This window comes from Flavobacteriales bacterium (assembly GCA_021296215.1).
In the GTDB taxonomy this organism is placed as follows: Bacteria; Bacteroidota; Bacteroidia; order Flavobacteriales; family ECT2AJA-044; genus ECT2AJA-044.
The window spans coordinates 48975-74723 of record JAGWBA010000008.1; the positions used below are offsets into that span (position 1 = coordinate 48975).

Annotated in this window: 17 protein-coding genes; 11 read left to right on the forward strand and 6 right to left on the reverse strand. The window is 46.9% G+C overall.

What is annotated here, in order from left to right; all coding sequences use genetic code 11:
* The first annotated feature begins 3 nt into the window (after positions 1 to 3).
* From J4F31_02505 to J4F31_02530, 6 genes are all read left to right on the forward strand, one after another.
* Positions 4 to 1626 carry a sodium:solute symporter gene (locus J4F31_02505; GenBank protein MCE2495441.1) on the forward strand — a complete coding sequence of 541 codons (1623 nt, stop codon included), beginning with the start codon at positions 4 to 6 and terminating at the stop codon, positions 1624 to 1626.
* 9 nt (positions 1627 to 1635) lie between these two features.
* Complete coding sequence (locus tag J4F31_02510) at positions 1636 to 3189, forward strand: sugar porter family MFS transporter (protein MCE2495442.1); 1554 nt, start codon at positions 1636 to 1638, stop codon at positions 3187 to 3189.
* Positions 3186 to 4424, forward strand: coding sequence for a family 16 glycosylhydrolase (locus J4F31_02515; protein ID MCE2495443.1), 1239 nt, complete (start codon positions 3186 to 3188; stop codon positions 4422 to 4424). The genes J4F31_02510 and J4F31_02515 overlap by 4 nt, the downstream gene beginning before the upstream one ends.
* A gap of 64 nt (positions 4425 to 4488) precedes the next feature.
* A complete protein-coding gene (locus J4F31_02520) occupies positions 4489 to 5898 on the forward strand; it encodes a glycoside hydrolase family 30 protein (protein ID MCE2495444.1) in 1410 nt (469 codons plus the stop codon).
* A gap of 9 nt (positions 5899 to 5907) precedes the next feature.
* Positions 5908 to 9348 carry a hypothetical protein gene (locus tag J4F31_02525; protein MCE2495445.1) on the forward strand — a complete coding sequence of 1147 codons (3441 nt, stop codon included), beginning with the start codon at positions 5908 to 5910 and terminating at the stop codon, positions 9346 to 9348.
* A gap of 53 nt (positions 9349 to 9401) precedes the next feature.
* A complete protein-coding gene (locus J4F31_02530) occupies positions 9402 to 10640 on the forward strand; it encodes a glycosyl hydrolase family 17 (GenBank protein MCE2495446.1) in 1239 nt (412 codons plus the stop codon).
* A 300-nt stretch (positions 10641 to 10940) separates the two neighbouring features.
* On the opposite strand, the gene J4F31_02535 is transcribed toward J4F31_02530, so the two are convergent.
* The 3 genes from J4F31_02535 to dprA form a co-directional block, all read right to left on the reverse strand.
* On the reverse strand, positions 10941 to 12968 hold the full coding sequence (locus J4F31_02535) for a mucoidy inhibitor MuiA family protein (GenBank protein MCE2495447.1): 2028 nt from the start codon (positions 12966 to 12968) through the stop codon (positions 10941 to 10943).
* 251 nt (positions 12969 to 13219) lie between these two features.
* A complete protein-coding gene (locus tag J4F31_02540) occupies positions 13220 to 15514 on the reverse strand; it encodes a TonB-dependent receptor (protein ID MCE2495448.1) in 2295 nt (764 codons plus the stop codon).
* Between the two features lie 23 nt (positions 15515 to 15537).
* Complete coding sequence (dprA, locus tag J4F31_02545) at positions 15538 to 16638, reverse strand: DNA-processing protein DprA (protein ID MCE2495449.1); 1101 nt, start codon at positions 16636 to 16638, stop codon at positions 15538 to 15540.
* Between the two features lie 128 nt (positions 16639 to 16766).
* On the opposite strand from dprA, the gene gdhA reads away from it, so the two are divergent.
* A complete protein-coding gene (gene gdhA / locus J4F31_02550) occupies positions 16767 to 18110 on the forward strand; it encodes an NADP-specific glutamate dehydrogenase (protein ID MCE2495450.1) in 1344 nt (447 codons plus the stop codon).
* A 241-nt stretch (positions 18111 to 18351) separates the two neighbouring features.
* Complete coding sequence (locus J4F31_02555) at positions 18352 to 18852, forward strand: hypothetical protein (GenBank protein MCE2495451.1); 501 nt, start codon at positions 18352 to 18354, stop codon at positions 18850 to 18852.
* Here the strand turns inward: J4F31_02555 and J4F31_02560 are convergent.
* From J4F31_02560 to asnS, 3 genes are read right to left on the reverse strand one after another with little or no spacing between them, the layout of a single operon-like run.
* A complete protein-coding gene (locus J4F31_02560) occupies positions 18849 to 19400 on the reverse strand; it encodes a hypothetical protein (GenBank protein MCE2495452.1) in 552 nt (183 codons plus the stop codon). The two genes, J4F31_02555 and J4F31_02560, sit on opposite strands and share 4 nt — an antisense overlap.
* Before the next feature lie 47 nt (positions 19401 to 19447).
* Positions 19448 to 20902 (reverse strand): RNA polymerase factor sigma-54, encoded by a 1455-nt coding sequence (gene rpoN / locus J4F31_02565; protein ID MCE2495453.1) that lies wholly within the window; start codon positions 20900 to 20902, stop codon positions 19448 to 19450.
* 58 nt (positions 20903 to 20960) lie between these two features.
* Positions 20961 to 22394: an asparagine--tRNA ligase gene (gene asnS, locus J4F31_02570; GenBank protein MCE2495454.1), complete on the reverse strand. Its 1434-nt coding sequence runs from the start codon at positions 22392 to 22394 to the stop codon at positions 20961 to 20963.
* A 200-nt stretch (positions 22395 to 22594) separates the two neighbouring features.
* Between asnS and J4F31_02575 the strand changes: the two genes are divergently transcribed.
* The 3 genes from J4F31_02575 to J4F31_02585 are packed head-to-tail and all read left to right on the forward strand — an operon-like array spanning position 22595 to position 25727.
* Positions 22595 to 23248, forward strand: coding sequence for a TetR/AcrR family transcriptional regulator (locus J4F31_02575; GenBank protein ID MCE2495455.1), 654 nt, complete (start codon positions 22595 to 22597; stop codon positions 23246 to 23248).
* Positions 23236 to 24573, forward strand: coding sequence for a TolC family protein (locus J4F31_02580; protein ID MCE2495456.1), 1338 nt, complete (start codon positions 23236 to 23238; stop codon positions 24571 to 24573). The genes J4F31_02575 and J4F31_02580 overlap by 13 nt, the downstream gene beginning before the upstream one ends.
* Before the next feature lie 2 nt (positions 24574 to 24575).
* Complete coding sequence (locus J4F31_02585; protein ID MCE2495457.1) at positions 24576 to 25727, forward strand: efflux RND transporter periplasmic adaptor subunit; 1152 nt, start codon at positions 24576 to 24578, stop codon at positions 25725 to 25727.
* Positions 25728 to 25749 lie beyond the last annotated feature (22 nt).

A 25749-nucleotide genomic window follows, 5' to 3' on the forward strand; every position in this document is an offset into this window, starting at 1 on the left:
TATATGGGGGCGAACTTTAATGCATACGACTATTCTGTACTTGCCGCCTATTTCTTACTCATATTTGGCATATTCCTATTTCTTTATTTGAAGGATCGTAAACGCGGTTTGGACTCTGATAGTAATGCCTATTTTCTCGGAGGTCGCGATTTATCCTGGTTCATCGTAGGCGCATCGCTTTTTGCTTCGAACATTGGGTCCGAGCATTTGGTAGGATTAGCAGGCGCGGGGGCTTCTGGTGATTTTCCCGTGGCCCAGTTTGAACTGCTCGCTTCTTTTATGCTCCTGATACTTGCTTGGGTGTTTGTTCCTATTTATCTCCGTACAGGGATCTTCACAATGCCCCAATTTTTGGAGAAGCGGTATAACTCTTGGGCTCGGTCTTATCTCACCTGGATTTCGATAATCGGCTACGTTCTGACCAAGATCGCGTTGACCATTATGGCAGGCGGTATAATATTCAAGGCCTTGTTGGATATTGATTTTTGGTTCGGGGCGATCATCGTGGTTATAGCCACGGGGATATACACGCTTTTTGGCGGATTAAAAGCGGTGGTATATACCGACATGGTTCAGATGTTCATTCTTTTGGGTAGCTCTATTGCGATCACATTCATTGGGTTGGACAAGCTAGGGGGTTGGGAAAACCTGGTGTCAACAGCAGAACCGGGGTATCTGAACTTATGGCGATCAATGGATCACCCCGATTTTCCTTGGACTGGAATCATTTTTGGAGCTCCTATTCTGGGTATTTGGTATTGGTGTACGGATCAGTTTATTGTACAGCGCGTCCTCGCGGCCCGTAATCTTGATCACGCCCGAAAGGGAAGCATATTTGCTGCCTATTTAAAAGTTCTACCCTTGTTTTTATTCGTAGTTCCAGGTGTAATCGCGTATCAATTATCTATTGGTCCGAATGCTATCATTCAATTTCCCATAGAGGACGGTAAGCCGGTTTACGATGCTGCACTACCGCTTTTAACCATGCAGCTTTTGCCGACCGGTCTCCGCGGACTTGTGGTTGCAGGATTATTAGCAGCCCTTATGAGTTCGTTGAGTTCGGTTTTCAATTCTTGCTCTACTCTGATCACACTGGATGTATACCAGCGTCGTTTTCCCGAGGCAACAGAGAGGCGTTTGGTTGCCGTAGGTCGATGGTCTACGGCCGGACTAGTAATTTTAGGTATAGCGTGGATCCCGGTTTTACAGCTACTGGAAGGAGGCTTGTTTCAAAAACTTCAAAGCTTGCAGTCCTATATTTCTCCGCCCATTGCATCGGTCTTCTTGCTTGGTGTTTTCTGGAAGAGGTTGAATGCCAGGGGGGCAAAGTATGCCCTGTTGACTGGAGCGGTGCTAGGAGCGTTGCGCTTAATTTTGGAGTTGAGCAAAAAAAATTGGTCAGGATTGGTTCAATGGTTCGTTGAGATCAATTTTTTGCTTTTCGCTCTATTGCTCTTCTTGATCTCGAGCGCAGTACTGGTTCTTGTTAGCTATCGTACTTTTCCTGAAGAAGATAGAATAGGCCCTATTTCTACAACATCCAAACAAAGCAAATCGCTATCCCACATTATTCACACTGTACTAGTAGTCATCCTGGTATTCGCACTATGGTGGTACTTTTCTTAACTCTTGATTATGAAGAATAGAGCAATTATGTCCATCGCCCTTATCGTAGCCCTCGGGGGGCTTTTGATGGGATTTGATGCCTCGGTCATTTCCGGGGTTGTGAAGTTCATTGAACCCGAGTTCGAACTCACAAAGCTCGAGCTTGGGTGGTCGGTAGCTTCATTGACTTTGACCTCAACGTTGGCTATGATGATCGCAGGACCTATTAGCGATAAGCATGGTAGAAGAACTGTATTGAGGTGGGCAGCAATACTATACGCAATCTCGGCGATAGGTTCGGCTTTGGCTCCAACCTTCCTACTTCTTGTCATTGCTCGAATGATCGGTGGTTTTGGAGTAGGCGCTTCCTTAATATTGGCACCAATGTATATAGCCGAGATCTCACCAAAAGAATTGCGAGGTCGATTAGTGTCCTTTAATCAGCTCAACATTGTCATTGGAATTTCTCTGGCCTTCTTTACCAACTATGCCATACTTCAATATGCTCAAACCGATTACTCCTGGGCAAAGAGTTTGGGGATCGATCAACACCAGTGGCGATGGATGCTGGGCTTAGAAACGATTCCTGCAGTTCTTTACTATTTGGGATTATTCTTTGTTCCCAGAAGTCCGCGTTGGTGCTTGATGCATGAGAATATCAGTGAGGCGGAGGCTGTTTTAGCGCGATTCAATGAGCCAGAAAAAGCGCGAAATGAAATTGACCGCATTACCAAGGCAATTTCCGAAGATGTGGATAAATCTGAAGGGAGCTTCAAGGACCTCTTTAAACCGGCTATGCGTCTTGTGATCACCATAGGAATTGTTGTTGCGATCCTTCAGCAGATCACGGGAATAAACTCGGTCTTCTTCTATGCTCCTATGATTTTTGAGCAAAGCGGATTGGGTACAGACACATCTTTCATGCAGGCTATTCTGGTAGGGTTGGTAAACTTACTCTTTACCATTCTAGCCATACTTTTCATAGATAGACTTGGCCGGAAACCCCTGTTGACTTTTGGGGTTGCCGGAATCGTACTTTCGATGTTCGTTCTAGCATACGGTTTCAGCTCCGCAACATATAGCCTGGATTCATCTGACTTAGCCATCTTTGAAGAAGCTCTGCCCGCACTATATGATTTGGAAGGGCAGATCTTCAATTCTGAGGCAAGCTTTCAAAGTGCAGTTGAAGCTCTAGAAAACGGAGCATCGTTTTTTACAGAGCAAAAACCGGCTCTCCTTAAGGCGAGTATTAACTTGAATACAATTCTAATACTTGCAGCGATATTGGCCTTCGTAGCCTCATTCGCGATCTCTATAGGACCGGTAATGTGGGTGTTATTCTCAGAGCTATTCCCAAATAAAATTCGAGGAATAGCCATTTCCTTCGTTGGCCTGATCAATTCGGCTGTAAGTTTCTTGGTTCAGTGGATATTCCCATGGGAGCTTGAAGTTCTAGGAAGCTCTATGACCTTTTTTATTTATGGCCTTTTCGCTTTGGCCGGATTAATATTCATAGTTCGAGTTATCCCGGAGACCAAAGGCGTGTCTTTGGAAGAGCTTGAGAAGAAGCTGGTAAAATCATGAGAAGGGATAGGGTATTATTATGGGTCGGTTTGACGATCCTTACGGCTTGTCAATCACCTACTTCGAAAGAAGTATCAATAGAGGTAGACGATAATGTGAAGGCTTGGAGCTTAGGCGCCTCAGACATACGAAATGAATTGGGAGACTCGGTTATCAGTTTAAACGCAGGGGAAGACCTAGAATTTGAGTTTACCGTTCCCGTATCGGGTCGTTATCGTATTTCATTTGATGTGTCTGGAACGGATAGCTCTCGTTTCTGGTTAGAAGATTATATCTACAATATTGATGGCCGGTCATATAACATTACCGGTAGTATAAAACCCGGGCAATGGGACATCCCTGTGCTTGTTGATGGCTGTCCCTTAGATACCGGCGCACATCAGGTTCGATTGCATATTGAAGGAGGAGATGTTCAATTGAGATCCATAGGATTCGAACTTATTCAAGAACGAATGGATAGCCCTTCAATTCTTACTCAGAGTATGGAAGGTGAAAAATGGAAACTCGTGTGGAGCGATGAGTTTGATGGTGATGGCCTCCCGGATACAAGTAAATGGTCCTACAATATTGGAAACTGGGGTTGGGGGAATAATGAACCTCAGTACTATACGGCTGACCGCATACAAAACGCACGCCAGGAGGATGGCGTTCTTGTCATCGAAGCCCATCAAAACGACATGGGGCAGCCTTGGACTTCGGCGAGATTAACGACACAAGGGAAGGTTGCTTTTCAATACGGGAAGGTCGAGTTCAGAGCAAAAGCGCCACCTGGAGAAGGAACCTGGGCGGCTGGCTGGTTACTTGGCGAAGCATATCGAGATGAAATCTCTTGGCCTTATTGTGGGGAAATTGATGTCCTTGAATGTGTCGGGTATGAGATTAATGACACAACGGGGAAAGGGTTGAATCATGCGACCTGTCATACACGCGCTTATTACTTCAAACAAGGGAATCAGATCGGCTCTGAAATTGAAGTGGACAGCATGTTTCAGGCGTTCCATACTTACACCATTGAATGGCATCCGGATCGAATCGACGCCTATCTTGACGGCGAGTACTATTTTACTTACGATAAAAATGCCAACGAATTGGAATGGCCGTTTGATAAGCCGCAGAATATTATAATAAACCTAGCTGTTGGCGGGGGCTGGGGAGGTGCAAAAGGAATAGATACCTCATGGGACTCTCATCAGTTCATATTGGACTATGTACGGGTCTATCAAAGAGTTGAATAAAATGAAGAATATTGGGATCTGGGGCATATTGGCTTTTGTACTGGCCTCTTGCGAGTCCGAAGACGTGTCATTTGAGTTGTATCGGAGTAGCGCTGCCGGAGAAAGGATGATCGAAGTGCCCATTCAAGAATCCTCGGGAGGCTCTAACATCTGGGAAATATATCCGGATTCAAGTTTTCAGATAATCAGAGGCTTTGGAGGAGCTTTCACTGAATCCTCGGCTCATTTATGGACGCGATTGAACCCAAATCTACAGAGGGAGTTGATCAACGCCTACTTCTCAGATTCAGGAGCGGCCTATAATATGGCACGAACGCACATAAATTCATGCGATTTCTCTTTAGGGTCCTACGACTATTTAGACGGTGCAGATTCTAGCTTGGCTAGTTTTGATCTTGGGCCGGACAAAGACGACATTATCCCTATGATAAAGGCGGCTCTCGAATTTGAAAGCGAACTTCAAATCATTGCCTCTCCTTGGTCCGCTCCACCTTTTATGAAGGATAACAATACTTGGTTCGGCGGGAAGCTCAAACCCGAGTTTTACGACGCTTGGGCTCAGTACTTCGTTAAATACCATAGAGCGATGGCGCATGAAGGCATCGAGCTCTGGGGATACACGGTCGAAAATGAACCACTTGGTAATGACGGGAATTGGGAAAGTATGCACTACAGCCCATTTGAGATGGCTGAATTCATTAAAGGTCATTTAGGCCCTAGATTCGAGCAAAACGAAATTGATGCTTCGATTTTAATATACGATCAGAATAGAGGCGAGGAATTGGAAGAATGGTCGGAAGTCCTACTGAGGGATACTGCTTTATCGCCATTCATATACGGTACGGCAGTGCATTGGTACACTTCGACATACGATTGGTTTCCCGCAAGCTTAAATCACGCTCATGAATTGGCTCCTAATAAAGGAATCATTCAAACGGAAGCGTGTGTGGATGCCGAAGTGCCCCATTGGAATGATGATGTTTGGTACTGGAAAAAGGAAGCTACTGATTGGGGGTATGATTGGGCCAGGCCGGAACACAAGTATTTGCATCCGAAGTATGTTCCGGTTTTCAGGTACGCTCGCGATATAATTGGATCCATGAATTCTTGGGTGGAGGCATGGGTCGACTGGAATATGCTTCTCAACCCTCAAGGAGGACCGAATCACGTTGAGAATTGGTGTATCGCACCGGTGCTTGCCGATACTGTCAAGCAAGAGATTTATTACACGCCCTTATACGATGTCATGCGACATTTTAGCTCTTTCATTCCGAGGGGATCAGTGCGAATTGCTCATTCCGATCTACCGGATGGAATAATGGCCTTAACAGTTAAGAGGCCGGACGAGAAGATCGTTGCCGTTTTGCTTAATACCTTACCTGAAAATTATAACCTGAATGTAAGCTTTGCGAATAACGACCTGAGTTTTACCTTGCCTTCCTCCTCGCTTCAAACATTAGTCGTGAATAAATAAACTTAGAATATGAGCAAGGCTATTTACCTCGGTAAACAGGCTTTCCAATTTAGTTCCAATGCCGTAGAAGGGTCGTTTATATCTCTTGATAACGAGAGATTTTACAAGATCGCTAACTATCGGGAAATGGATTCTTTCTTCATGTCCTTGGTCAGCCCATCGGATCATTGGTTATTCGTTTCGAGTAATGGAGGAATAACCGCAGGTAGGGTGAACGCCGAATCTTCACTCTTTCCTTATTACACTGACGATAAAATTATCGAAGGCGCGGAGCATACTGGTTCAAAAACATTAGTTCAAGTTAATGAAGGGGACAAGACCTTTCTATGGGAGCCATTCTCAGATTTTTGCAAAGGCCTCTACAAGATAGAGTCGAACTTGTACAAGAATACTCATGGTAACCGATTGCGCTTTGAGGAGGTCAATCACGATTTGAAGATGCGATTTGCTTACGAGTGGTCTTTTTCGGATCGCTTCGGGATACTTCGTCAAGCATGGATTGAAAACCTCAGTGACGATAGGCGGTCGATCGTTTTACTTGATGGTGTTCAGAACATTCTTCCTGCAGGACTAAGCAGCGGTCTTCAAAACAGTAGAAGCACTTTGGTTGACGCCTACAAGAAAAGTGAATTGTTGCCAAAGGGTTTGGCCGTTTTTGCTCTGAGTGCTCGAATAATCGATCGCGCAGAGCCAAGTGAGGCCTTGATAGCAAACACGGTTTGGTCGGTTGGTTTAGAGGCCCGGAAGTATCTGCTTTCGAGCCGACAATTAAACGACTTCAGAAAAGGGCGAGACCTTAAGAATGAGGAAGAGAATAAGGGTTTTAAGGGAGCCTATTTCATTCAAGCTGAAATTTCCTTGTCTCAAGGTGAATCTATCGACTGGTTCGTGGTTGCGGAGTTAAATCAGTCTACAGCTGAGGTAATGGATTTACAATCCTTTGTAAGCCAACATTCAAAGGAGCGGCTTAAACAAGAGATCATTGTAGAACGGGATAATGACCAATCTCAGCTGAGGGCAATAGTTGCAAAAGGTGATGGGCTACAATGCTCAAAGCTCGAAACGGTTACTACTCGGCATTATGGAAATTTGCTTTTCAATTTGGTGCGCGGAGGATTGTTCGAATCCGCTTACATGGTTGATCGAGACGATTTTCAGCAATACCTTAACCAGGTAAGTATGCGTACGGCAATGAAGTGGGATGACTTTGTCCGAACATGGCCGGAGGAACTGCATTATGACGACCTACTTTCTACCGTGAAGAGGCAGAATGATCCTGACCTTGAACGTATTGCCTTGGAGTATTTGCCGTTGTCATTTAGTCGAAGACATGGAGACCCTAGTCGTCCGTGGAACATTTTCAATATTCACACCAAGGGGAGAAATGGGAAACGGAACCTATCATACGAAGGAAACTGGAGGGACATATTTCAGAACTGGGAAGCCCTCGCATATACGTACCCCCGATTCATTCAAGGGATGATCTCCAAGTTCTTGAATGCTTCGACGGTCGATGCCTATAATCCATACCGCATTTCAAAGTCAGGAATAGATTGGGAGGTCATAGAGGAGGAGGATCCTTGGGCCTACATTGGTTATTGGGGAGATCACCAAATCATTTATCTACAAAAGCTTTTGGAGCATTGGCAAAAACACGAGCCACAGTCGATGACGACCGAGTGGAATCGTCGATTATACACTTATGCAAATGTTCCATATAGGATACGCTCTTTCCAGTCAATCCTCGAAAACCCAAAAGACACCATCGATTTCGATCATAAGTTGGACGCCTCAATTCGGTCCGAGGTTGGGCACTTGGGCAGCGATGCACGTATGATTTGGAAGGATAATCAACTATTGAAAGCAACTTTAGGTGAAAAACTGTTGCTTACGGCCCTCACCAAGCTATACAACTTGGTTCCGGATGGAGGTATATGGATGAATACTCAACGACCAGAGTGGAATGACGCAAACAATGCACTGGTCGGAAACGGTGTGAGTATGGTAACGCTCTATTACCTACGCAGAAACCTGGCATTCTTGAATGAACAATGGCGTGATGTCGATCTCGAAGTTAATGAGGCGGTTAACGAACTTCTGGTGGCCATAAATAGCGGATTAGAGAAGTTCAAACCAATATTAAGGAAGGGCTTCGATGCGGAATCGAGATTTAAATTTGTCTGTGATTTAGGTCAGGCCGGTGAGCACTATCGAATAAAGGCTTACGGCCATGATTTGGGTTCGAATGTTCGAATTTCCTCTAGCATGCTTTCATCATTCCTCGACCTGAGTTTAGAATATCTCGACGAGACCATTGAAAACAATCTACGTGAGGACGGTCTTTATCACGCGTATAATCTGCTGCAAGTTGGAAAAGGTAAGGTTGCAATTCGCTACCTCTATGAAATGCTGGAAGGTCAAGTGGCCGTATTGAGTTCTGGATATCTAAATCCCGAAAAGAGCTTGAGCTTGCTAAACGCTTTAGAAAGGAGCCCGTTGTTCCGAGAAGATCAATACAGCTACCTTCTTTATCCGAATCGACAACTGACCACCTTTTCGGGGAAGAACAATATCGCCTTACAATTCGCGGAGAATTCGCGGCTGATACAAGAGCTTGTAGAAAACGAGGATAATGGTATAATAGACCGCGACAAAAGCGGGAACTATCACTTTGCGAAGGAAATATCCAATGCAGGTGATTTGACGAGGGCTTTAAAGGGTCTAGAGCAAAGTTCTCTAGAAGGTGAAGTAGAGGATGAGGCAGCTTCTATTTTGGTCGAATTTGAACGGATATTTGACCATCAATCATTCACCGGTAGATCGGGAACCTTCTACGCTTATGAAGGATTGGGGTCAATTTATTGGCATATGGTTTCTAAGCTTTTGTTAGCCACTAACGAGACTCTAGTTGCAGCTCATAACGATGGGGCAGATCGCGTGATCATAGGTAAGCTAATTGATCACTACTACACCATTAGAGCGGGAATTGGTTTGAATAAAGGACCTGAGCTGTACGGTGCCTTTCCATTCGATCCTTATTCACATACTCCATGGGGACAAGGAGTTCAACAGCCGGGTATGACGGGGCAGGTGAAGGAAGATATATTAAATCGTTGGGCTGAGTTGGGCGTTCACATTACGAACGGAAAAATCCAGTTCGACCCTTTCTTTTTTGACCGCAAGGAGCTCCTGGATGCCGGGGTATCCTTCGAGTACTATGACCACGAGGGTGTTGGGCGAAAGGTCGATCTAGCCTCGGGCGAAATGGCCTTTACATATAACGGAGTCCTCGTTCGTTACCGGAAAGCCGAGGAGGCCAGATTAGAACTTATATCATGGCAGAATGAAAGTGTTGTGCTGACAGATCTTTCGCTCGATGAAGAGCAGTGCGCAGCACTTTGGTGCAGGAGGCACAATTTTAGAGAGCTTATTTTGAGTTATCCGTTTTAAGTGATAGCGCAGGCTAGCTTTTGGAATTGATTTCAACCAAATTGGATTTTTACATGAGAAGACTCGTTGGTTTAGGTCTTGTAGCATTGCTATTTATTATTGGTTGTTCAACCGAAAAAAGCAAGTCGGCTAAGTATATCTTGGGTAAGCAGGAATACACGGCCATCGCTTACGGGGGCTATCGAAACCATGATCGTTCCGTGGCACCTAATGTCGACGAGATCAAGGAAGACCTACGTATCTTGGATGCAATGGGGGTCCGCATAGTAAGGACATATCATGCTCGGTTGTACGGCCATACTCCAAGACTTTTAGCAGCCATTCGTGAAATGAAGATGGCTGACCCCGATTTCGAAATGTATGTTATGCTAGGTGCATGGATGCAATGCGAAAATGCATGGACTGCTCATCCGGTTCACGATAAGCCCGATAAATATGAAAATGAGGCTGAAATTATACAGGTCATAAAGTTGGCCAATCAATATCCGGACATTGTAAAAGTCATTGCTGTTGGTAACGAATCCATGGTGCATTGGGCTGAAAGCTACTATGTTCATCCAAGAATAATCCTGAAAGAAGTTATAAGGCTTCAAAATCTAAAGTCGAGCGGGGAGATCCCCACTGACTTGTGGATCACGACTTCAGACAATTTCGCTTCCTGGGGTGGCGGAGATGATTCTTATCACTTGCCGGCATTGGACTCCTTGATTAGAGCAGTTGACTATTTGAGCGTCCACTCCTACCCCTTTCACGATACGCACTACAATCCGAATTGGTGGTGGTTGCCGAAAGAAGAGGAATCCTGGACCAAAGAGCGACAGGTTCGCTCGGCTATTGAAAGAAGTGTTAAGCGAGTATCGAACCAGATTGACTCCGTTCACGCCTACATGCGGAGTATAGGGGTAGATAAGCCTATTCATATTGGGGAAACAGGCTGGGCGTCCAGTGATAATCACCTCTATGGAGCGGAAGGGTCAGGTGCTGCGGATGAATTCAAAGAAATGCTGTTTTATCAAAAGATTCGGGCGTTTTCACAATCTAGAGGAATGGCCTGTTTTTATTTTGAAGCTTTTGACGAGCCTTGGAAAGACGGAAAGAATCCAGGGGGGAGTGAAAACCACTTTGGGCTGATCACCGTGGATGGAGAGGTGAAAATGCCTCTGTGGGAAGCCTTTGATAAGGGAGTCTTTAATGACCTTTCGCGTGGAGGTGAGCTTTTGAGAAAGAGTTTGGATGGTAACATGGAGAGAGGTCTCAGTCTTGCATTCTCCCCACCGAACAGTAATGATTAAGAAGACTTTTTAAATGGAGAGGATAAGCTGTGACTCAGCTTTAACCGTCGTGCGTAGCTTAATTAGAATCGCGTCCCATTTTAGTGTATTCCCCGATTGATAAAAAAGAAGCGGAGACGAACAATGAGGTTGTCCGTGCTCCGCTCTGGTCTTAATGAATCGGCATTTTGAAAGCAACTCTTGAATTATTGATTAGCTATGCGATCATATCAAGTTGGGTTGACGAAAATCATAGCATTTACAATAAAAGGCGAATGCTTTCAACGTTCCTATTTTGAGTCACCCATCTTCACGCCAAATTCAGAAATTGGTCCGTTGCTCGAATCCCAGCTGGCGTTTTTCCAATGAGCCGCCCGGAACTATGAGTTCCCAGGTTACAAATCCAGTTTTATCTTCAAGCTTACCCCCATCAATATTTAGTATTTCGACATTGGTCCACTGAGCCGTTTCAACGGGTATCTGATCGACAATTGTGATAGATATCGCTTCGCTTTTGGTGTTCCTGATGGAAAGATCCCAGAAAACTGATTCAGTCTGCGATTTAGAGAGGATTTTTTTACTATACAGTTTCGTATTCAATTCTCTTGTAACGACAATAGAAGGGTCTCTCCCAAGGCCGAGTTCCAAAGTGTCTTTTGTACTCTGAGGGTCGATCCATGTTTCACCCCTGAATGTGCCTTGACAATACAAGCTCGCAGATCCTTCGGATAAGTCTAACCTGGTCCATTCTGGTATCCCGGCTACCAGGAAAACCCCAGGGTCGGCAATTGGTGCACTGTAGTATTTATAGTCGACACCAATTTCAACCTGTTTCAGTCGAACTTCATAGTCACGTCCATCTGATGGCACTGTATAAGGCACGTTTATTTTATATGACACTCCTGTTAAGCGATCTACATCGGTGTTGGATAAAAGACTCGTATTCTTCAATGGGGCCGCTTTAATGCCTTCGACATAAACTTCCGTGGCATCAGACCTGCTGCCTCTAACGTTAATGCCACTTCCGTTATCTACTTGATACACGCCAGCCGCAGTGCTAGCAAGGGAGGCAACATCACGTTGTGGGAGATTCTGTATTTCTTCACCTTTAGAAGTCCTTCCCTGCTTGTCAGGATCAATCAAGGGGGTGGTATACCCAATCACATCAACCGAAACTAAGGTTCCTTTATTCTCATATAGCGTAAAGTTCACCTTCTTTCCATTCAATGGTTTCAAATTAACGTTACTATAAGACGTTTCCTCGTAACCGATAAAACTGCATTTAACGGAATAACGACCTTCAGGAATTGGCTTGATCATGTATTTTCCCATATAGTTTGTAGTAGTTCCATGGATCAATTCCCCACCCGCGTATATTGAGATAGCGGCATATGCAACTGGCTCGCCAATGCTGGCATCTACGACAGTTCCTTCTATCCACGAACTACCTTCAAAGGACTTTTCTTCAAGCTCGTATTGAGGGATACGTTCTCCGGAATACCATCTCTTGAGTATTGGTCGAGTATTGTTTTTTCGAGGAACATCTGGAATCAAAGTCATTTGAACTTCTGACCAGTTCTCTCCTGTGCTTTGAAAAACATTTGCGAGATACACTATCGTCAAAGGTTCATTCGTATTCAAAACCCGAAAATCATACTTTGGAGTCCAGCCCGCGTGATCCACGAAATAGCTCAGTCGTACTGTTACTTCAGTATTCGGACCTTCAGGTTCAAGACTAACACTGACAATTGATTGAGGCTTGAATCGCTTTGTCTGAAGCCTCTGGATTCTTTTATTAATGACTTCTATTGAGTCGGTGAGACTTTCCATCTCATTTCGAATCTTTCGCTTCTCAGTCAAAATGGATTCAATCTTTTGACTATAAAATTCGGCCGCTTGTTGTACCTCAGTTAAGTCGGAGGAGCCGTCTCTTCTAGTGAAGTCGTTGTTCTTATTCAAAATGTGCCATTCTTGATCAAGTGCTTTTAATCGGATTGAATGAGCGTAACCTACTTCCTCAATTTCATCAATGATTGCCTCGAGCGACTTTTCTTCCTGAGATTTACTAGCCCCAAGGAATTCTTGTCTTTCGCGTTTAACCCCAATAATTTTGGCGTTTCCATCAATGTTTACCTGAACACTATTTGAGCGAATGTCTAGTGGTAAATCATCGAATCTAACCAAGATCTTTTTAGAGTTAACGGAAACTGTGACCTCACGTTGAACTTCGGCGCCTGAGAAGAATAGTGTGACCTTTTCGATTTTGCTTTCTGCGGACAAAGTGTCTTGTCCGTGGGCGGGGCCTATGACCACTAGGTATAGGAATCCCATCAAGAGTAGATGTTTCATGACAAGGTAATAAAGGTTAGTACAAAGGAGATCGGAAGAGTTGTAGCAATCCGATATGTGCTAAATACAAAAGAACTGTGTGATTTACAAGAAGCTAGCCGAAAAAATGCTCCGATGAAGACGTTGAGACCCCGTATTGTGCTCTCTGATGTGGAAAGGGTTACGTAATGAACGTCATCCTCTGAGATCGAATGAGATTCGAAGCAAGAGAGAGTGATTAGGTTTTACAGTCTATCAATTCTATTTCAATCTCAGAACCGAAGCTGTAGCTGAAGTGTGTATTGTATTGGGGCGCCAATCTTTGCGGGGCGAATGAGGACCTCTCGATTGAAGGCGTTTTCGACGAGTGCTCGGATTTGAATATTCTCATTTATGGTGTAACCGATCCTGAAATCCCAGATCAAATCGCCTGTGTTTAGTCGAGCTCGACTTTCGGGAATGCCCGGTACTTGAGTTGCAAAGAGGTCGGAAACGAAGATCAGATCGATGTTTGCCATGAAGTCGTTCATACGTGTCGAGGCTCCGATCATCCAGGGTTCATGATCAAACTGAATGTCGAGTTTGAAAAGGTGTTGGTAGCGATATTTTAGTATCCCACTTGGGTCGCTGCTGGTATTGGCGTAAGTCAAAGAATCGGGCCATATGGGTTCTAGGGAATAGGCTGTAGCAAAGACTTCATTTGGATCAGCTATTTGGGGGTTCATAAACGTGTACCCTCCCATGACTTGAATCTTGTTTTTTCCGAAATCGTATTGCAGAGCTGTGCTTAGCTCAATCCCGCGAATGTCAGTGGTTCCGATATTGATGCTTCGGAATCCCAGGCCGAATAGCCTGTTGATGTCGGTCGATTCTTCCCATCGACCGAAGGTGAACTCCATCATGTCGTTGTATTGCATCCAGAAACCCGCTATATCGACAAAGCCTTTTAGACGTCCTATACGAAGTCCCTGTTTCACTCCAATTTCTGCACTCCAGCCGCTTTCGGGCTGAAGGTTTTCATTTGGATATATCCAAATGGCTCCTACACTCGTACGCGTGTACTTTTCGGCAATGGTCGGAAAACGGTACCCTTGCCCAAAGCTGGCCCGAATGCTCGTAGCCTTCGTTATGGCGTAGTTTATTCCGCTCCGTACAACGGGTTTTGAATAACTGGCTTCATCTAATCTGAAATGCTCGTAACGACTTCCTAAAGAGAATTTCAAACGCCCAAATTTCTTATCGACCTGAAGGTATCCTGCCAAATTGTAGCTCGAGTGTTGGCCCTGAAAGAGTGCGGCGTCGCTATAGGACCACATATTTACCAATCCGCCCGTAAGGGCGATATTCTCACTTAAATAGTACTGACTCTGAAACTCCGTGTAGTTGGTGTAGAACGAGTTGTCGTAGATATTCGTTTCTGAGCGCGAAGTATTCAAATTAGACATGAAGCGCCCCTTGAATTGATGGGACCAACGGTTCTTTTTCCACGAAAAGAACGGATCGATATAGATGAAATTAGCTTCGGTTATCGTTCGGGAACTATCGAGGGGGATATACCCTTCATCTTCGGAATTCCAGATCAAGGCATCTCCGCTCTTGCGGTAGTTGATGTTCGTGCTGACTCCGTATTCCCATGGAGATTCAACATTGTTGTGGACCCAAGAGCCTTCGATCCTTATCCGGTGATCTTCGACATCGTATTCAAATCCATTGTCGCGCAGCGCGTGGCCACCGAGAACGAACCCGTTCGTTCCGGACGACCAACTCGTTCTCCAGTTAAGGCCGGAAACGGTTTGCGTGCCGCTCCACCATTTGAGCTCTTCCCGCGCAGGAATACCATATGCGCCTGCAAAGAGCGTTAGCTCCGTTATAAGTGTATCGCTCGGTGCTTTAGTGCGTACGTTGATGACTCCATTTAAAGCTGAAGAACCGTACAATGCACTGCTTGCTCCTTTGATGACTTCGATTTGCTCGACAAGTTCTGTCGGGACAGACTTCCATTGCACTTGACCGGAACCCCCATCGATCACGGGTAAATAATCTATGAGTACTTGGACCCGCGTACCGGCTCCATAGCTCCAACCGCTACCTCCTCGAATGTTGGCTTGGTCTTCTATGATGCTTATTCCGGAAGATTGTTCGAGGACCTTTTGCACTTCATAGGTGTTCTTTTGTTGGATAAGACGAGGTGTAACGATATCCATAGACACGGTGACTTCATCGAGACGCTGATCGAATTTACCGGCGGTCACGGTCACGGCCGATAAGAACTCATTCTGAGGGATGAGTTCAATTTTAAGTTCTACAGCAGCATTTCCCACTTTTACACCTTCAATGATCATGGGCTCGTAGCCCACAAAAGTGATGTCAAGGTTGTAAACACCCGAAGCAACGTCCAAGGTAAAGCGACCATTTTCGTTGGTCACCGTGCCAAACTCGAAATCCGGTATTCGAACGTGAGCACCAGCGAGTGGTTCACCAGTAGAAATATCAATAACGGATCCGGAAATGGTTTGTGAGAATGCCCAAGAGGGGATGAGGAGGAGCAGGGCGAGAAATCTTGTCATGACTGAAAGGTACGAAATGCCATTTATCCAGCACGGATGTAGTGATGGGCACCCGTATTGACAATTAGTCCTTCCATTTCAAGCTGAAGCAGCACGGGAAGGGCCTTCGGTAGTTCGCAATTGAGTTGCTTACACAGCGATTCGATGGAGCAGCTTTCTTCAGATCCGATGAGTTTTAAAATGCTATGTTGAAACTCGGAAAGTTCAATAGGGAGCTGGAGCTGAGGTTGATCGTGAATGCGTTTCCAGCCGAGGAGCTCGGTCAAGTTATTGGGATGTTCGATGAGGTGAGCCTGGTGATTTCTAATAAGGGAGTTGCATCCGGCAGAGAACTCATCCGTGACTCTTCCAGGAAGGGCCATGACATCACGACCGTATTCATTGGACAGTTTTGCGGTGATCAGTGCTCCACCTTTCCGAGCGGCTTCAACAACGACGCACACATCACAGAGGCCCGCGATGATTCTGTTGCGCTTTGGAAAGTTCTCTTTTTCTGGTCGGGTACGCGGCAGGAATTCCGTGATCCATGCTCCTTGATCCAGAATGTCACGAGCGACATGTCGATTAGAGAATGGATACATTTTATCGAACCCGTGGGCCAGAACCGCCCAAGTGGGAAGTGCGTATTTTATGGCGGCCCGGTGCGCCTCGACATCTATTCCGACCGCAAGACCCGACACAATGGCCACGTCGAATGCCGAAAGGTGTTTTACCAGGTCGCGAACGAAACGCCTGCCGTATTCGCTGGCCTGCCTGGAGCCAACTATGGAAACGACGTGCTTTACCGGACTTAATTTCCCTTTCACGAAGATCCAGGGTGGCGCATCGTGGCAATGGCGTAGTCTAAATGGAAATCGTGGGTCCTCGAAAGTCAAGGTGTCGAAAGAGGTTCGCTTTAGTTCGTTTACCATGGTTTGTGCCCATTTGAAACGCTTTGGTTCGATCGCGTTGATCTCTCTGAGCCAATTTCTTTGAGGTTCCGTAGCTTTCATGTAGATTTCGGGGCCCGGATCGAGCAGGCCACGGGCGGATCCGGCAAGGGAAATGAGCTTACGTAAAGTTACCGGTCCGATACCTTCGACGTCGGCAATGGCAATCCGGCAAATGAGTTCTTGGTCGTCCATGGCCGAAAGGTCGGTGATGTAGGGGCCTAAGAATGGCACTGCGGGACATCCGCCCGCAGGGCGAAAAAATAAAATGGGAGGTCAATAATTTCTCCTACTTTTGCCTCAGTAACTACACACTACTCAGTATGAACGCTACACAAAAGGAGTTCATGGATCGGGTAACTGCGAAGAACCCGAATGAACCGGAATTTCTGCAAGCAGTGCAGGAAGTGGCCGAAACGGTGATCCCGTTTATTGAAAAGAATCCAAAGTATGAGGTGCATAAGATCCTCGATCGGATCGCTGAGCCCGAACGCGTGCTCATGTTCCGTGTGCCATGGATCGACGATGAGGGAAAAGTACAGGTGAATCGCGGATTTCGGATTGAGATGAATTCGGCCATCGGACCGTACAAAGGGGGCTTGCGCTTCCATCCATCGGTGAACCTCAGTATTTTGAAATTCCTCGCCTTCGAGCAAGTTTTCAAGAACTCGTTGACCACTTTGCCCATGGGCGGAGGAAAGGGAGGTTCTGATTTTGATCCTAAAGGAAAGTCAGACAATGAAGTTATGCGCTTTTGCCAGAGCTTCATGACGGAATTAGCTCGTCATATTGGGCCGAACACGGATGTGCCGGCAGGAGATATCGGTGTTGGTGGACGTGAGATCGGATATTTGTTTGGTCAGTATAAGCGTCTCCGCAATGAGTTCACCGGTGTATTGACCGGAAAGGGCTTTAACTGGGGAGGAAGCTTGATCAGACCGGAGGCTACCGGTTATGGGAACGTGTACTTCGCCGAGCAGATGCTCGAGACGAAGGACGAGATAATCCGCGATAAGGTAGTCACCATTTCAGGATCGGGTAACGTTGCGCAGTACGCTTGCGAGAAAGCAACCCAATTGGGTGCGAAAGTGGTAACGATGAGTGATTCGGGTGGTTACATATACGACAGTGAAGGCATTGACGAAGAAAAGTTGGCCTTCATCATGGACTTGAAAAACATCCGCAGAGGGCGCATCAGCGAGTACGTTGAGAAGTATCCAAATGCCGAATACCACGAGGGAAATCACCCGTGGGGTATCAAGTGCGATATCGCGTTGCCTTGTGCAACTCAAAACGAGTTGAATGGTGAAGAGGCTCGAATGCTCGTAGACAACGGAGTGATCTGCGTGTCGGAAGGAGCTAATATGCCGTCTACGCCCGAAGCTATTGAGGTGTTCCACAAGAACAAGATCTTGTTCGCGCCAGGAAAGGCGAGCAATGCCGGTGGGGTAGCGACGAGTGGTCTCGAAATGAGCCAGAACTCACTTCGCCTGAGCTGGACGCGTGAAGAGGTCGATGCTCGCCTTCAAAACATCATGAAGGACATCCATCGCGCTTGTGTGAAATACGGAAAAGAGGACGGAGGATATGTTGATTACGTGAAAGGAGCCAACATCGCCGGATTCGTAAAAGTGGCCGACGCCATGATCGATCAGGGAGTGGTTTGACCCTCGATCACAATTGAAATTTATAAGCCCCGGAATTATTTCCGGTTTTTTTATTTAAGGAGTATGAAAAAAACTTTTACTGATTATGGCCCTAGCGGGCGGATGAGCCGCTAGTACACAGGAGCAGTTCGGGCGTGAGCTGTTCATCTACGACATTGGAACGCCACTACTTCAAAATTCCGACGGTATTAGTCAGGACGGCCGATTCAGCTGGTCGCACTACTTTACGGCATACCGCGACGTGGCAATTGGGCAGTCGAACAACAGTATCGCAATCGGAGTGGGAATGGGCTGGACCCAGATCAATTCGGACCTCAACGGAAGTGTAAATCCGCCCGGGTCTGCTGAAGCTGGCGAAACCGTTTGGAGGACCTTAGCTACGGGAGAGGATCCAACGCGTAATCGAACAACCTTTCGTCGTGTTTACGTGCCCATTGAGTTCCGCTATCGCGGAAAACAAAATCCGAATGGCGGATATTTTAAAGTTCACGCCGGAGTGCGGATCGGTTGGAACTACCAAACGGTAGGTTATTACAAAGAAGGAACCTACAGCGTAAAGTATTTCGGATTGTCAGGTACCAACAACTTCCGGGCCGATGCCGTATTGCGCGTTGGCTTTGGAGAAGGTGCTTTTAGCTTTACTTTTAGTTTAACCGACTTGTTCGATGGGGCCCAATTGTCCGACGGTACCGATCTGTCGGGTCAGGCCTTGACCATAGGCTTGTCCATGATCGCCTTCTAAAAAAGGATCATTACCGTAAATACGGGTACAAAGCCCACCAGAAATCCGATATACGTTTCGGAAGGCTGGTGGGCTTTTAAGTAGATGCGGCTGCTGGCCAGAAACCCTGCCAACAAAATCAGTGGCCCTAGAATGTAGAAAAGGTTGATTTGGCTTAAGACCGAAATGGCCAAAACGCCTCCAATGAGCCCTCCCATCCCGGCAACGTGCACGCTGGCTTTCAGAAATTGATTCACGAAGAACCCCAAGGCCAATGACAGTGTGATGCCCTGCAGAAAATGAAGGATGTCGACCGGAGTATAGAGGTGTTCGAGAATCCGTTCAGTAGCGTAGACGGCCATGGCCGAGAAAAGCAGTGGCCACGAGCGGTCTTGACGGCGTGGAAGCTCCACGGACCCTACCATTCCGAACAGCATCAACAATACGACCAACAAGGCGGGCAATACGTATGTGCCGGCAAATACTATTCCTACGAATAAGTAGTAGTACTCCTCGGGAATTTGAATCGGGGAGTAAGCGTTGATCAGTAAAACTCCGATGGCCGGCATGATCATCGGGTGTAATAAGTAAGCAAAGAAGCGCGCGACCCAGTACATTAGAGTTGCTTGCGTAATCGGGCCACTGGAATGTTCAGCTGCTCGCGGTATTTTGCCACCGTTCTACGTGCGATCGGAAAGCCTTTTTCCTTGAGCGACTTGGACAGTTTTTCGTCGGTGATTGGCTTGCGTTTGTCTTCTTCCCCGATGAGGTCCTCCAAGATCTTCTTGATCTTACGAGTGCTCACCTCTTCACCCTCTTCATTGGTCATGGCCTCGCTAAAGAAGTTTTTAATGAGGAAGGTTCCATATGGGGTCTGAACATACTTGCTGCTCGCAACACGGGAGACCGTTGATATGTCCATATTGATCTCATCCGCGATATCCTTCAAGATCATCGGCTTCAACATGCGCTCGTCACCGGTTAAAAAGTAGTCGCTTTGTTTTTCCATGATGGCATTCATGGTGATGTATAAGGTGTGTTGGCGCTGTTTTATAGCATCGATGAACCACTTTGCCGAATCGAGTTTTTGCTTGACGAACAACACCGCTTCTTTTTGCTCCTTGTTGGCCTTCTCCTTCGTCTTTTGGAAGTGGTGAAGCATATCGCTATAGCTTGGGCTGACGTTTAGCTCAGGCGCATTGCGAGAGTTAAGCGTGAGCTCCAATTCACCGTCCACGATCTTTATCGTGAAGTCGGGGATCACCTGCTCTGCTCCACGGGTGTTGGGTGCTGCAGAGGTGCCCGGCTTGGGGTTAAGCTTCACTATTTCTTCGATCGCTTCTTTGAGCTCTTCTTCGTCGATCTCCAATTTCTTGGTAATCCGGCTGTAGTGTTTCTTGGTAAACTCGTCGAAGCAGCGGTCGAGAATGCATATTGCGTTTTCGATGGCCGTGGTATGCCTTTTGCGGTCGAGCTGGATCATTAAGCATTCCTGCAAATCACGTGCCCCCACACCTGGAGGGTCTAAGGACTGCACGACCTCCAAAGCCTCTTCGAGTTTGTCTATGGATGTGAATATGTTTCCCGTAAAGGCGAGGTCGTCTAGAATTGAAATCAGTTCACGCCGGATATAACCGTCGTCATCTACTGCACCGACCAAGTATTCGGCGATCTCCTCGATCTCCGGATCCATGTTGACCATTTGAAACTGTTCGCGCAAGACTTGAGTAAACGTAGCTCCGGCCGTGATAGGTGCCCTGGCCTCTTCATCATCGGCCGAGTAGTTGTTTGCCTGGAGGCGATAACTCGGTATTTCGTCATCGCTCAAGTAGTCATCGACATTGATGTCCTCCGCCTCAATGGTGTTCTCTTCGCGATCCTCGTAATCGTCAAAGTCCGAAGAATCGGAATCCATTTCAAGCATCCCCTCTTCAAGGGCCGGGTTGTCTTCTAGCTCTTCTTTAATGCGTTGCTCCAGGGCTTGCAAAGGCAGCTGGATCATCTTCATCAGCTGGATCTGCTGTGGAGATAGTTTCTGACTGAGCTTCTGTTGGAGCTGTTGTTGGAGCATTTTTAGGTATGATTACTAACCGGCTATCAAAAGTCGTACCAACCCAAAAATAGAAAATTTAGAATTCTGCGCTACCAGGAAAACGTGGAAATGGAATAACGTCACGAATATATCCCATTCCGGTAACGAATTGGACTAGTCTTTCGAAGCCCAATCCAAAACCACTATGTGGTGCCGTACCGAATTTCCGGGTTTCGAGGTACCACCAAAGTTCCTCTTCCGGAATGTTGAATTCGCCGATCTTTTCCTTCAATACACCGTAGCGCTCTTCACGCTGAGATCCGCCCACGATTTCGCCGATGCCCGGGAACAGAATGTCCATGGCCCGAACCGTTTTGCCGTCCTCGTTCAAGCGCATGTAAAAGGCTTTGATCTTGGCCGGATAATCGAATAGGATCACCGGACATTCAAAGTGTTTCTCCACCAAGTAGCGCTCGTGCTCGCTCTGAAGATCGGTGCCCCACTCTTCGATGAGGTAGTTGAATTTCTTTTTCTTATTCGGCTTACTGTTCCGAAGGATGTCTATTGCCTCGGTGTAGGTCACGCGCTTGAATTCGTTGTATACAATAAAGTGCAATTTGTCGGTCAGACTCCGGGCCGAGCACTCGTTTTGTGGCTTAGTTTTTTCTTCGTCGAGCAATCGCGCTTCGAGAAACTCCAGGTCCTCAGTGCAGTTTTCGAGCACATATCCGATCACGTACTTCAGAAAATCCTCAGCCAGGTCCATGTTGGCCTCAAGGTCGTTGAACGCCACTTCGGGTTCGATCATCCAGAATTCCGCAAGGTGGCGGCTGGTGTTCGAGTTTTCTGCTCTGAATGTAGGACCAAACGTGTATACCTGACCTAAGGCCATGGCTCCGAGTTCTGCTTCGAGCTGTCCCGAAACCGTTAGGTTCGTTGGTTTTTCGAAGAAGTCTTGCTTGAAATCCACCTCGCCCGATTCGTTCTTCGGAACCGCGTTGAGATTCAGTATGGTTACCTGAAACATTTCACCGGCACCTTCGGCATCGCTACCCGTGATCACCGGCGTGTGCATGTAGTAATAACCGCGGTCGTTGAAATACTTGTGTATGGCGAAGGCGATGGCATGTCGAATGCGGAAAACGGCTCCAAAGGTTTGGGTACGCGGACGCAGATGGGCGATCTCGCGCAGGAATTCGAGACTGTGTTTTTTGGGTTGCAACGGGTATTTCTCCGGATCGGCGGTGCCCAATACCTCGATCTCGCGCACTTGGATCTCCACACTTTGGCCTTTACCTTGGCTCTCGACAAGCTGTCCGGTAACGCGAACGGCGGCACCAACCGAAATCAGCTTTATAATCGATTCATGGGTTTGCTCGTGGTCGACCACCGCTTGGATATTGGTCAAACAGCTACCGTCGTTCAGCGCAATGAACCGGTTGCTCCGAAAATGGCGCACCCAGCCCATGGCCGTTACCTCTTCACCAATCTTTTCGCCGCCGAGCAGCTCCTTTACCTTGATCCGTTTCATTCCCTTTTTTATTGGGGCCTACGGCCCGATGAACAACCCTGCAAAGGAATTTATTTCCCAGGTATAAATCAAGCCGTTACCCTAAGAAAAAGCGGCTGTTTGCCGCGAAGATGCGTATCGGCCCGCAGGGCCATAACCATTCCTTTGTACAAGGGGAACATAAAAAATACGGAAACAAAATAAAACTAAAATGTTTCCGTGTGATTACATTGATTATATTTGCTGCCGAAATGGAGAAAGAATTAGAGGAAAAGATAAGAGAACACGCACTCAAGATGTTTATGCAACTTGGGGTGCGTAGTGTGACGATGGACGATGTGGCGCGGGATATAGCCATTTCGAAGAAGACGTTGTATCAATTCGTGGACAACAAAGCAGACCTGGTAGATCGGGCCTTTACCTTGTTGGTAGACTTGACTATTCCGCGGGTTCGCGAAATTCGAAAGGCCAGAGGAAATGCTATTGATCAAATGTTCATGCTCGATGAATTCATGTGCAGCATGGTCGAATCGCACAATCCGGCCGTTAAGTTTCAACTTCACAAGTACTACCCATCGACCTGGCGGAAGGTCGAAGAAATGCGATTCCGCGAATTCATGGCCACCATCAAGGCCAATTTGGAGCAGGGAATGAAGGAAGGGCTGTACCGGGCAGGGCTCAATGCGGAACTCATCGCCTACATGTATTTCGGCAAGGCCGAGATCATGACCGAAACGACTTGGTTTCCCACCGAAAAATTCGACATGACGGAAATAAGCCACGTGAGTCTCGAATATCACTTGCGTGGAATTTGTGCACCCCTAGGGTTAGAGTACCTCGACAAATTAATAGCAGACAAGAAATGGAAACACTGAAAAGAGTATTGATCGCATTATTCTTGTGGCCTGCGGCATTGCTGGCGCAAGATGGTTCGACGAGTTTCACGTTGAACGAGGCGATCGAGTACGCCAAGATCAACAGCTACGCCTTACGCGACTCTGAGTTCGAGATTCAGAAGGCCAAGAGGCTGGTGAAGGAAGCCCTGGCGATCGGATTGCCGCAGATCAGCGGTTCGGCATCCTATAACAACTACCTGGAAGTGCCGATTCAACAGATTCCGGGCGATTTTATCCCGGGTGGACAACCCGGTGACCTGATCGAGGTGCAGTTCCAGCCAGAACAGAATATGGGATTTGACGTCACTGCTAATCAGTTGATCTTCGACGGGTCTTATATCGTGGCCACGAAAAGTGTGAAGGTCTTTTTGGAGCTTTCTGAGAAGTTGAAGACCAAGACTGAATACGAGATCACGAATGCCATTATTCAGCTCTATGCCCAAGTTTTGGTTTCTGAAGAGAACTACAATGTTCTGGAGGAATCGGCAGAGAACTTACGCACGACCCTCGACGAAACAAAAGCTTTGAATACAGAAGGGTTTGTTTCTGAGCAGGACGTGGACCAGTTAGAACTGTTGGTTCTAAGCACTGAAAACCGCGTGCGTCAGGCCGATCGCCAAAAATCGATCAGTCAGAATATCCTTCTATACACCATGGGACTACCGTTAGAGACCGATCTAGCATTGACGACCCCCCTAGAGGATATCGTCGATATAGCCGGAGAAGAGACCTTGGTCGGTGATTTTGACTTTACGGAGCACATCGACTACCAGCTAGCCGAAAACCAACTGCGCACCGATGAGCTGAAGATGAAGAACGAACAAGCTGCCTACATGCCCTCGCTAAGCGCATTTTACAGCTATCAGCAAAATAGCCAAGCGAACGAATTCAATTTCTTTAACGATGGAGTATGGTTCCCGACGCAATTGCTCGGGGTTCGATTGAACGTTCCCATATTCACTTCGTTCGGAATAAAGAACGCCGTGGCGCAAGCGCAGATCAACGTTGAGCAAAGCTCTATGAACGTCGAGCGCGTTGGTCGCGATATTCAAGTTCAGGTGCAGCAAGCCCGCGATGTATATTACCAAGCACTCGACAACTATCAAACCACCGAGCAGAACCTCGAATTGTCGCGCCGAATCAACGACAAAGAGTTGATCAAGTATCGCGAGGGAGTTTCGACCAGTCTCGATCTCGCGCAGGCTCAGCGCCAGTTTCTGGACAGCCAGAGCAATTTCATCATGTCTACCTACAACCTCATTGACGCTAAATCGAACTTACTTAAAGCACTTAACCGTTACTAAAAATGAAAAAGTTTATCATTCCCTCAATTGCGGCCTTGTTCCTCGCCGCATGTGGATCCACCGCACCCCGGGATACATCGGAATTGGCAGAACTCCAGAAGGAAAAAGATTCCTTGGTGAGTCTGAGCCAGGAGATCACCGCTCAAATTGCCGAGTTGGATGAGTCGATCAGCAAACTAGACACAGCGGCCAAACGAGCACTAGTGAGTGTGGTAGCTGCGGAACAGCGTTCATTCGAGCACTACTTTAGTGTACACGGTATTGTTCAGGCGAATAAGAACGTGACCTTGTTCTCGGAGAGCGCCGGGACCATCACCGGAGTTCTCGTAAAAGAAGGTCAACGTGTGCGCACGGGTCAAGTCTTGGTTGAACTCGACGCCGATGTAATGAAGTCTCAGCTCAAAGAAATAGAGACGAGCTTGGAGTTGGCAACCGAATTGTACGAGCGCCAAAAGCGTTTGTGGGATCAAAAGATCGGGTCTGAAGTTGATTACCTTAATGCCAAGAATCGCAAAGAAGGCCTAGAGCAAAGTAAAGCTACTTTGGAGCGCCAGATCAAAATGGCGCAAGTGGTAGCACCATCTAGCGGTGTGGTCGATGAGATCTTCCCGCGCCAAGGCGAATACGTAGGTTCTTCGAGTCCGGTGGTTCGCTTGGTCAACTTGGATCAACCCTACTTGGAAAGTGAGGTTACCGAAGCCTATGTCGGCCGTATCGGTGCTAAGACCCTGGTTCGAATTGCCTTTCCAGCGCTAGACACAGTTGTTGAAGCTACCATCAGCAGAGCTGGAGATTACATCAACCCGAACAACCGAACCTTCAAAGTGGAGATCAACCTCGATCAAATGAAGGGTTTGAATGTGAAGCCGAACATGTTGGCGGTCGTCCATATTCGCGACTATAGTTCGGAAGAAGCCGTAACCTTGCCATCGCGCATGGTTCAGCAAACGGCCGATGGAAGCTCATATGTGTACGTCGCTTCCCAAGGAACTGATATCGCACGAGTCGAAATGCGAGCCGTACAACCGGGACGATCGTACGATGGTTATACCGAGATTCTGAAGGGAATTCAGCCAAACGAGTTCGTGGTCGATCAAGGAGCGCGCTCCATCAGGCCAGACCAGCAAGTTCGCGTTGTAGCGAATCCCTCCTAAGCCAATTGCACACCCCTAATTC

Coding starts and splice junctions, on each gene's coding strand:
- J4F31_02580 (MCE2495456.1), top strand. CDS start 23,236: ATGGAAACACTGAAAAGAGTATTGATCGCATTATTCTTGTGGCCTGCG.
- J4F31_02585 (MCE2495457.1), top strand. CDS start 24,576: ATGAAAAAGTTTATCATTCCCTCAATTGCGGCCTTGTTCCTCGCCGCA.
- J4F31_02540 (MCE2495448.1), bottom strand. CDS start 15,514: ATGACAAGATTTCTCGCCCTGCTCCTCCTCATCCCCTCTTGGGCATTC.
- J4F31_02560 (MCE2495452.1), bottom strand. CDS start 19,400: ATGCCGGCCATCGGAGTTTTACTGATCAACGCTTACTCCCCGATTCAA.
- J4F31_02530 (MCE2495446.1), top strand. CDS start 9,402: ATGAGAAGACTCGTTGGTTTAGGTCTTGTAGCATTGCTATTTATTATT.
- J4F31_02505 (MCE2495441.1), top strand. CDS start 4: ATGGGGGCGAACTTTAATGCATACGACTATTCTGTACTTGCCGCCTAT.
- rpoN (MCE2495453.1), bottom strand. CDS start 20,902: ATGCTCCAACAACAGCTCCAACAGAAGCTCAGTCAGAAACTATCTCCA.
- J4F31_02535 (MCE2495447.1), bottom strand. CDS start 12,968: ATGAAACATCTACTCTTGATGGGATTCCTATACCTAGTGGTCATAGGC.
- J4F31_02515 (MCE2495443.1), top strand. CDS start 3,186: ATGAGAAGGGATAGGGTATTATTATGGGTCGGTTTGACGATCCTTACG.
- gdhA (MCE2495450.1), top strand. CDS start 16,767: ATGAACGCTACACAAAAGGAGTTCATGGATCGGGTAACTGCGAAGAAC.
- dprA (MCE2495449.1), bottom strand. CDS start 16,638: ATGGACGACCAAGAACTCATTTGCCGGATTGCCATTGCCGACGTCGAA.
- J4F31_02525 (MCE2495445.1), top strand. CDS start 5,908: ATGAGCAAGGCTATTTACCTCGGTAAACAGGCTTTCCAATTTAGTTCC.
- J4F31_02510 (MCE2495442.1), top strand. CDS start 1,636: ATGAAGAATAGAGCAATTATGTCCATCGCCCTTATCGTAGCCCTCGGG.
- asnS (MCE2495454.1), bottom strand. CDS start 22,394: ATGAAACGGATCAAGGTAAAGGAGCTGCTCGGCGGCGAAAAGATTGGT.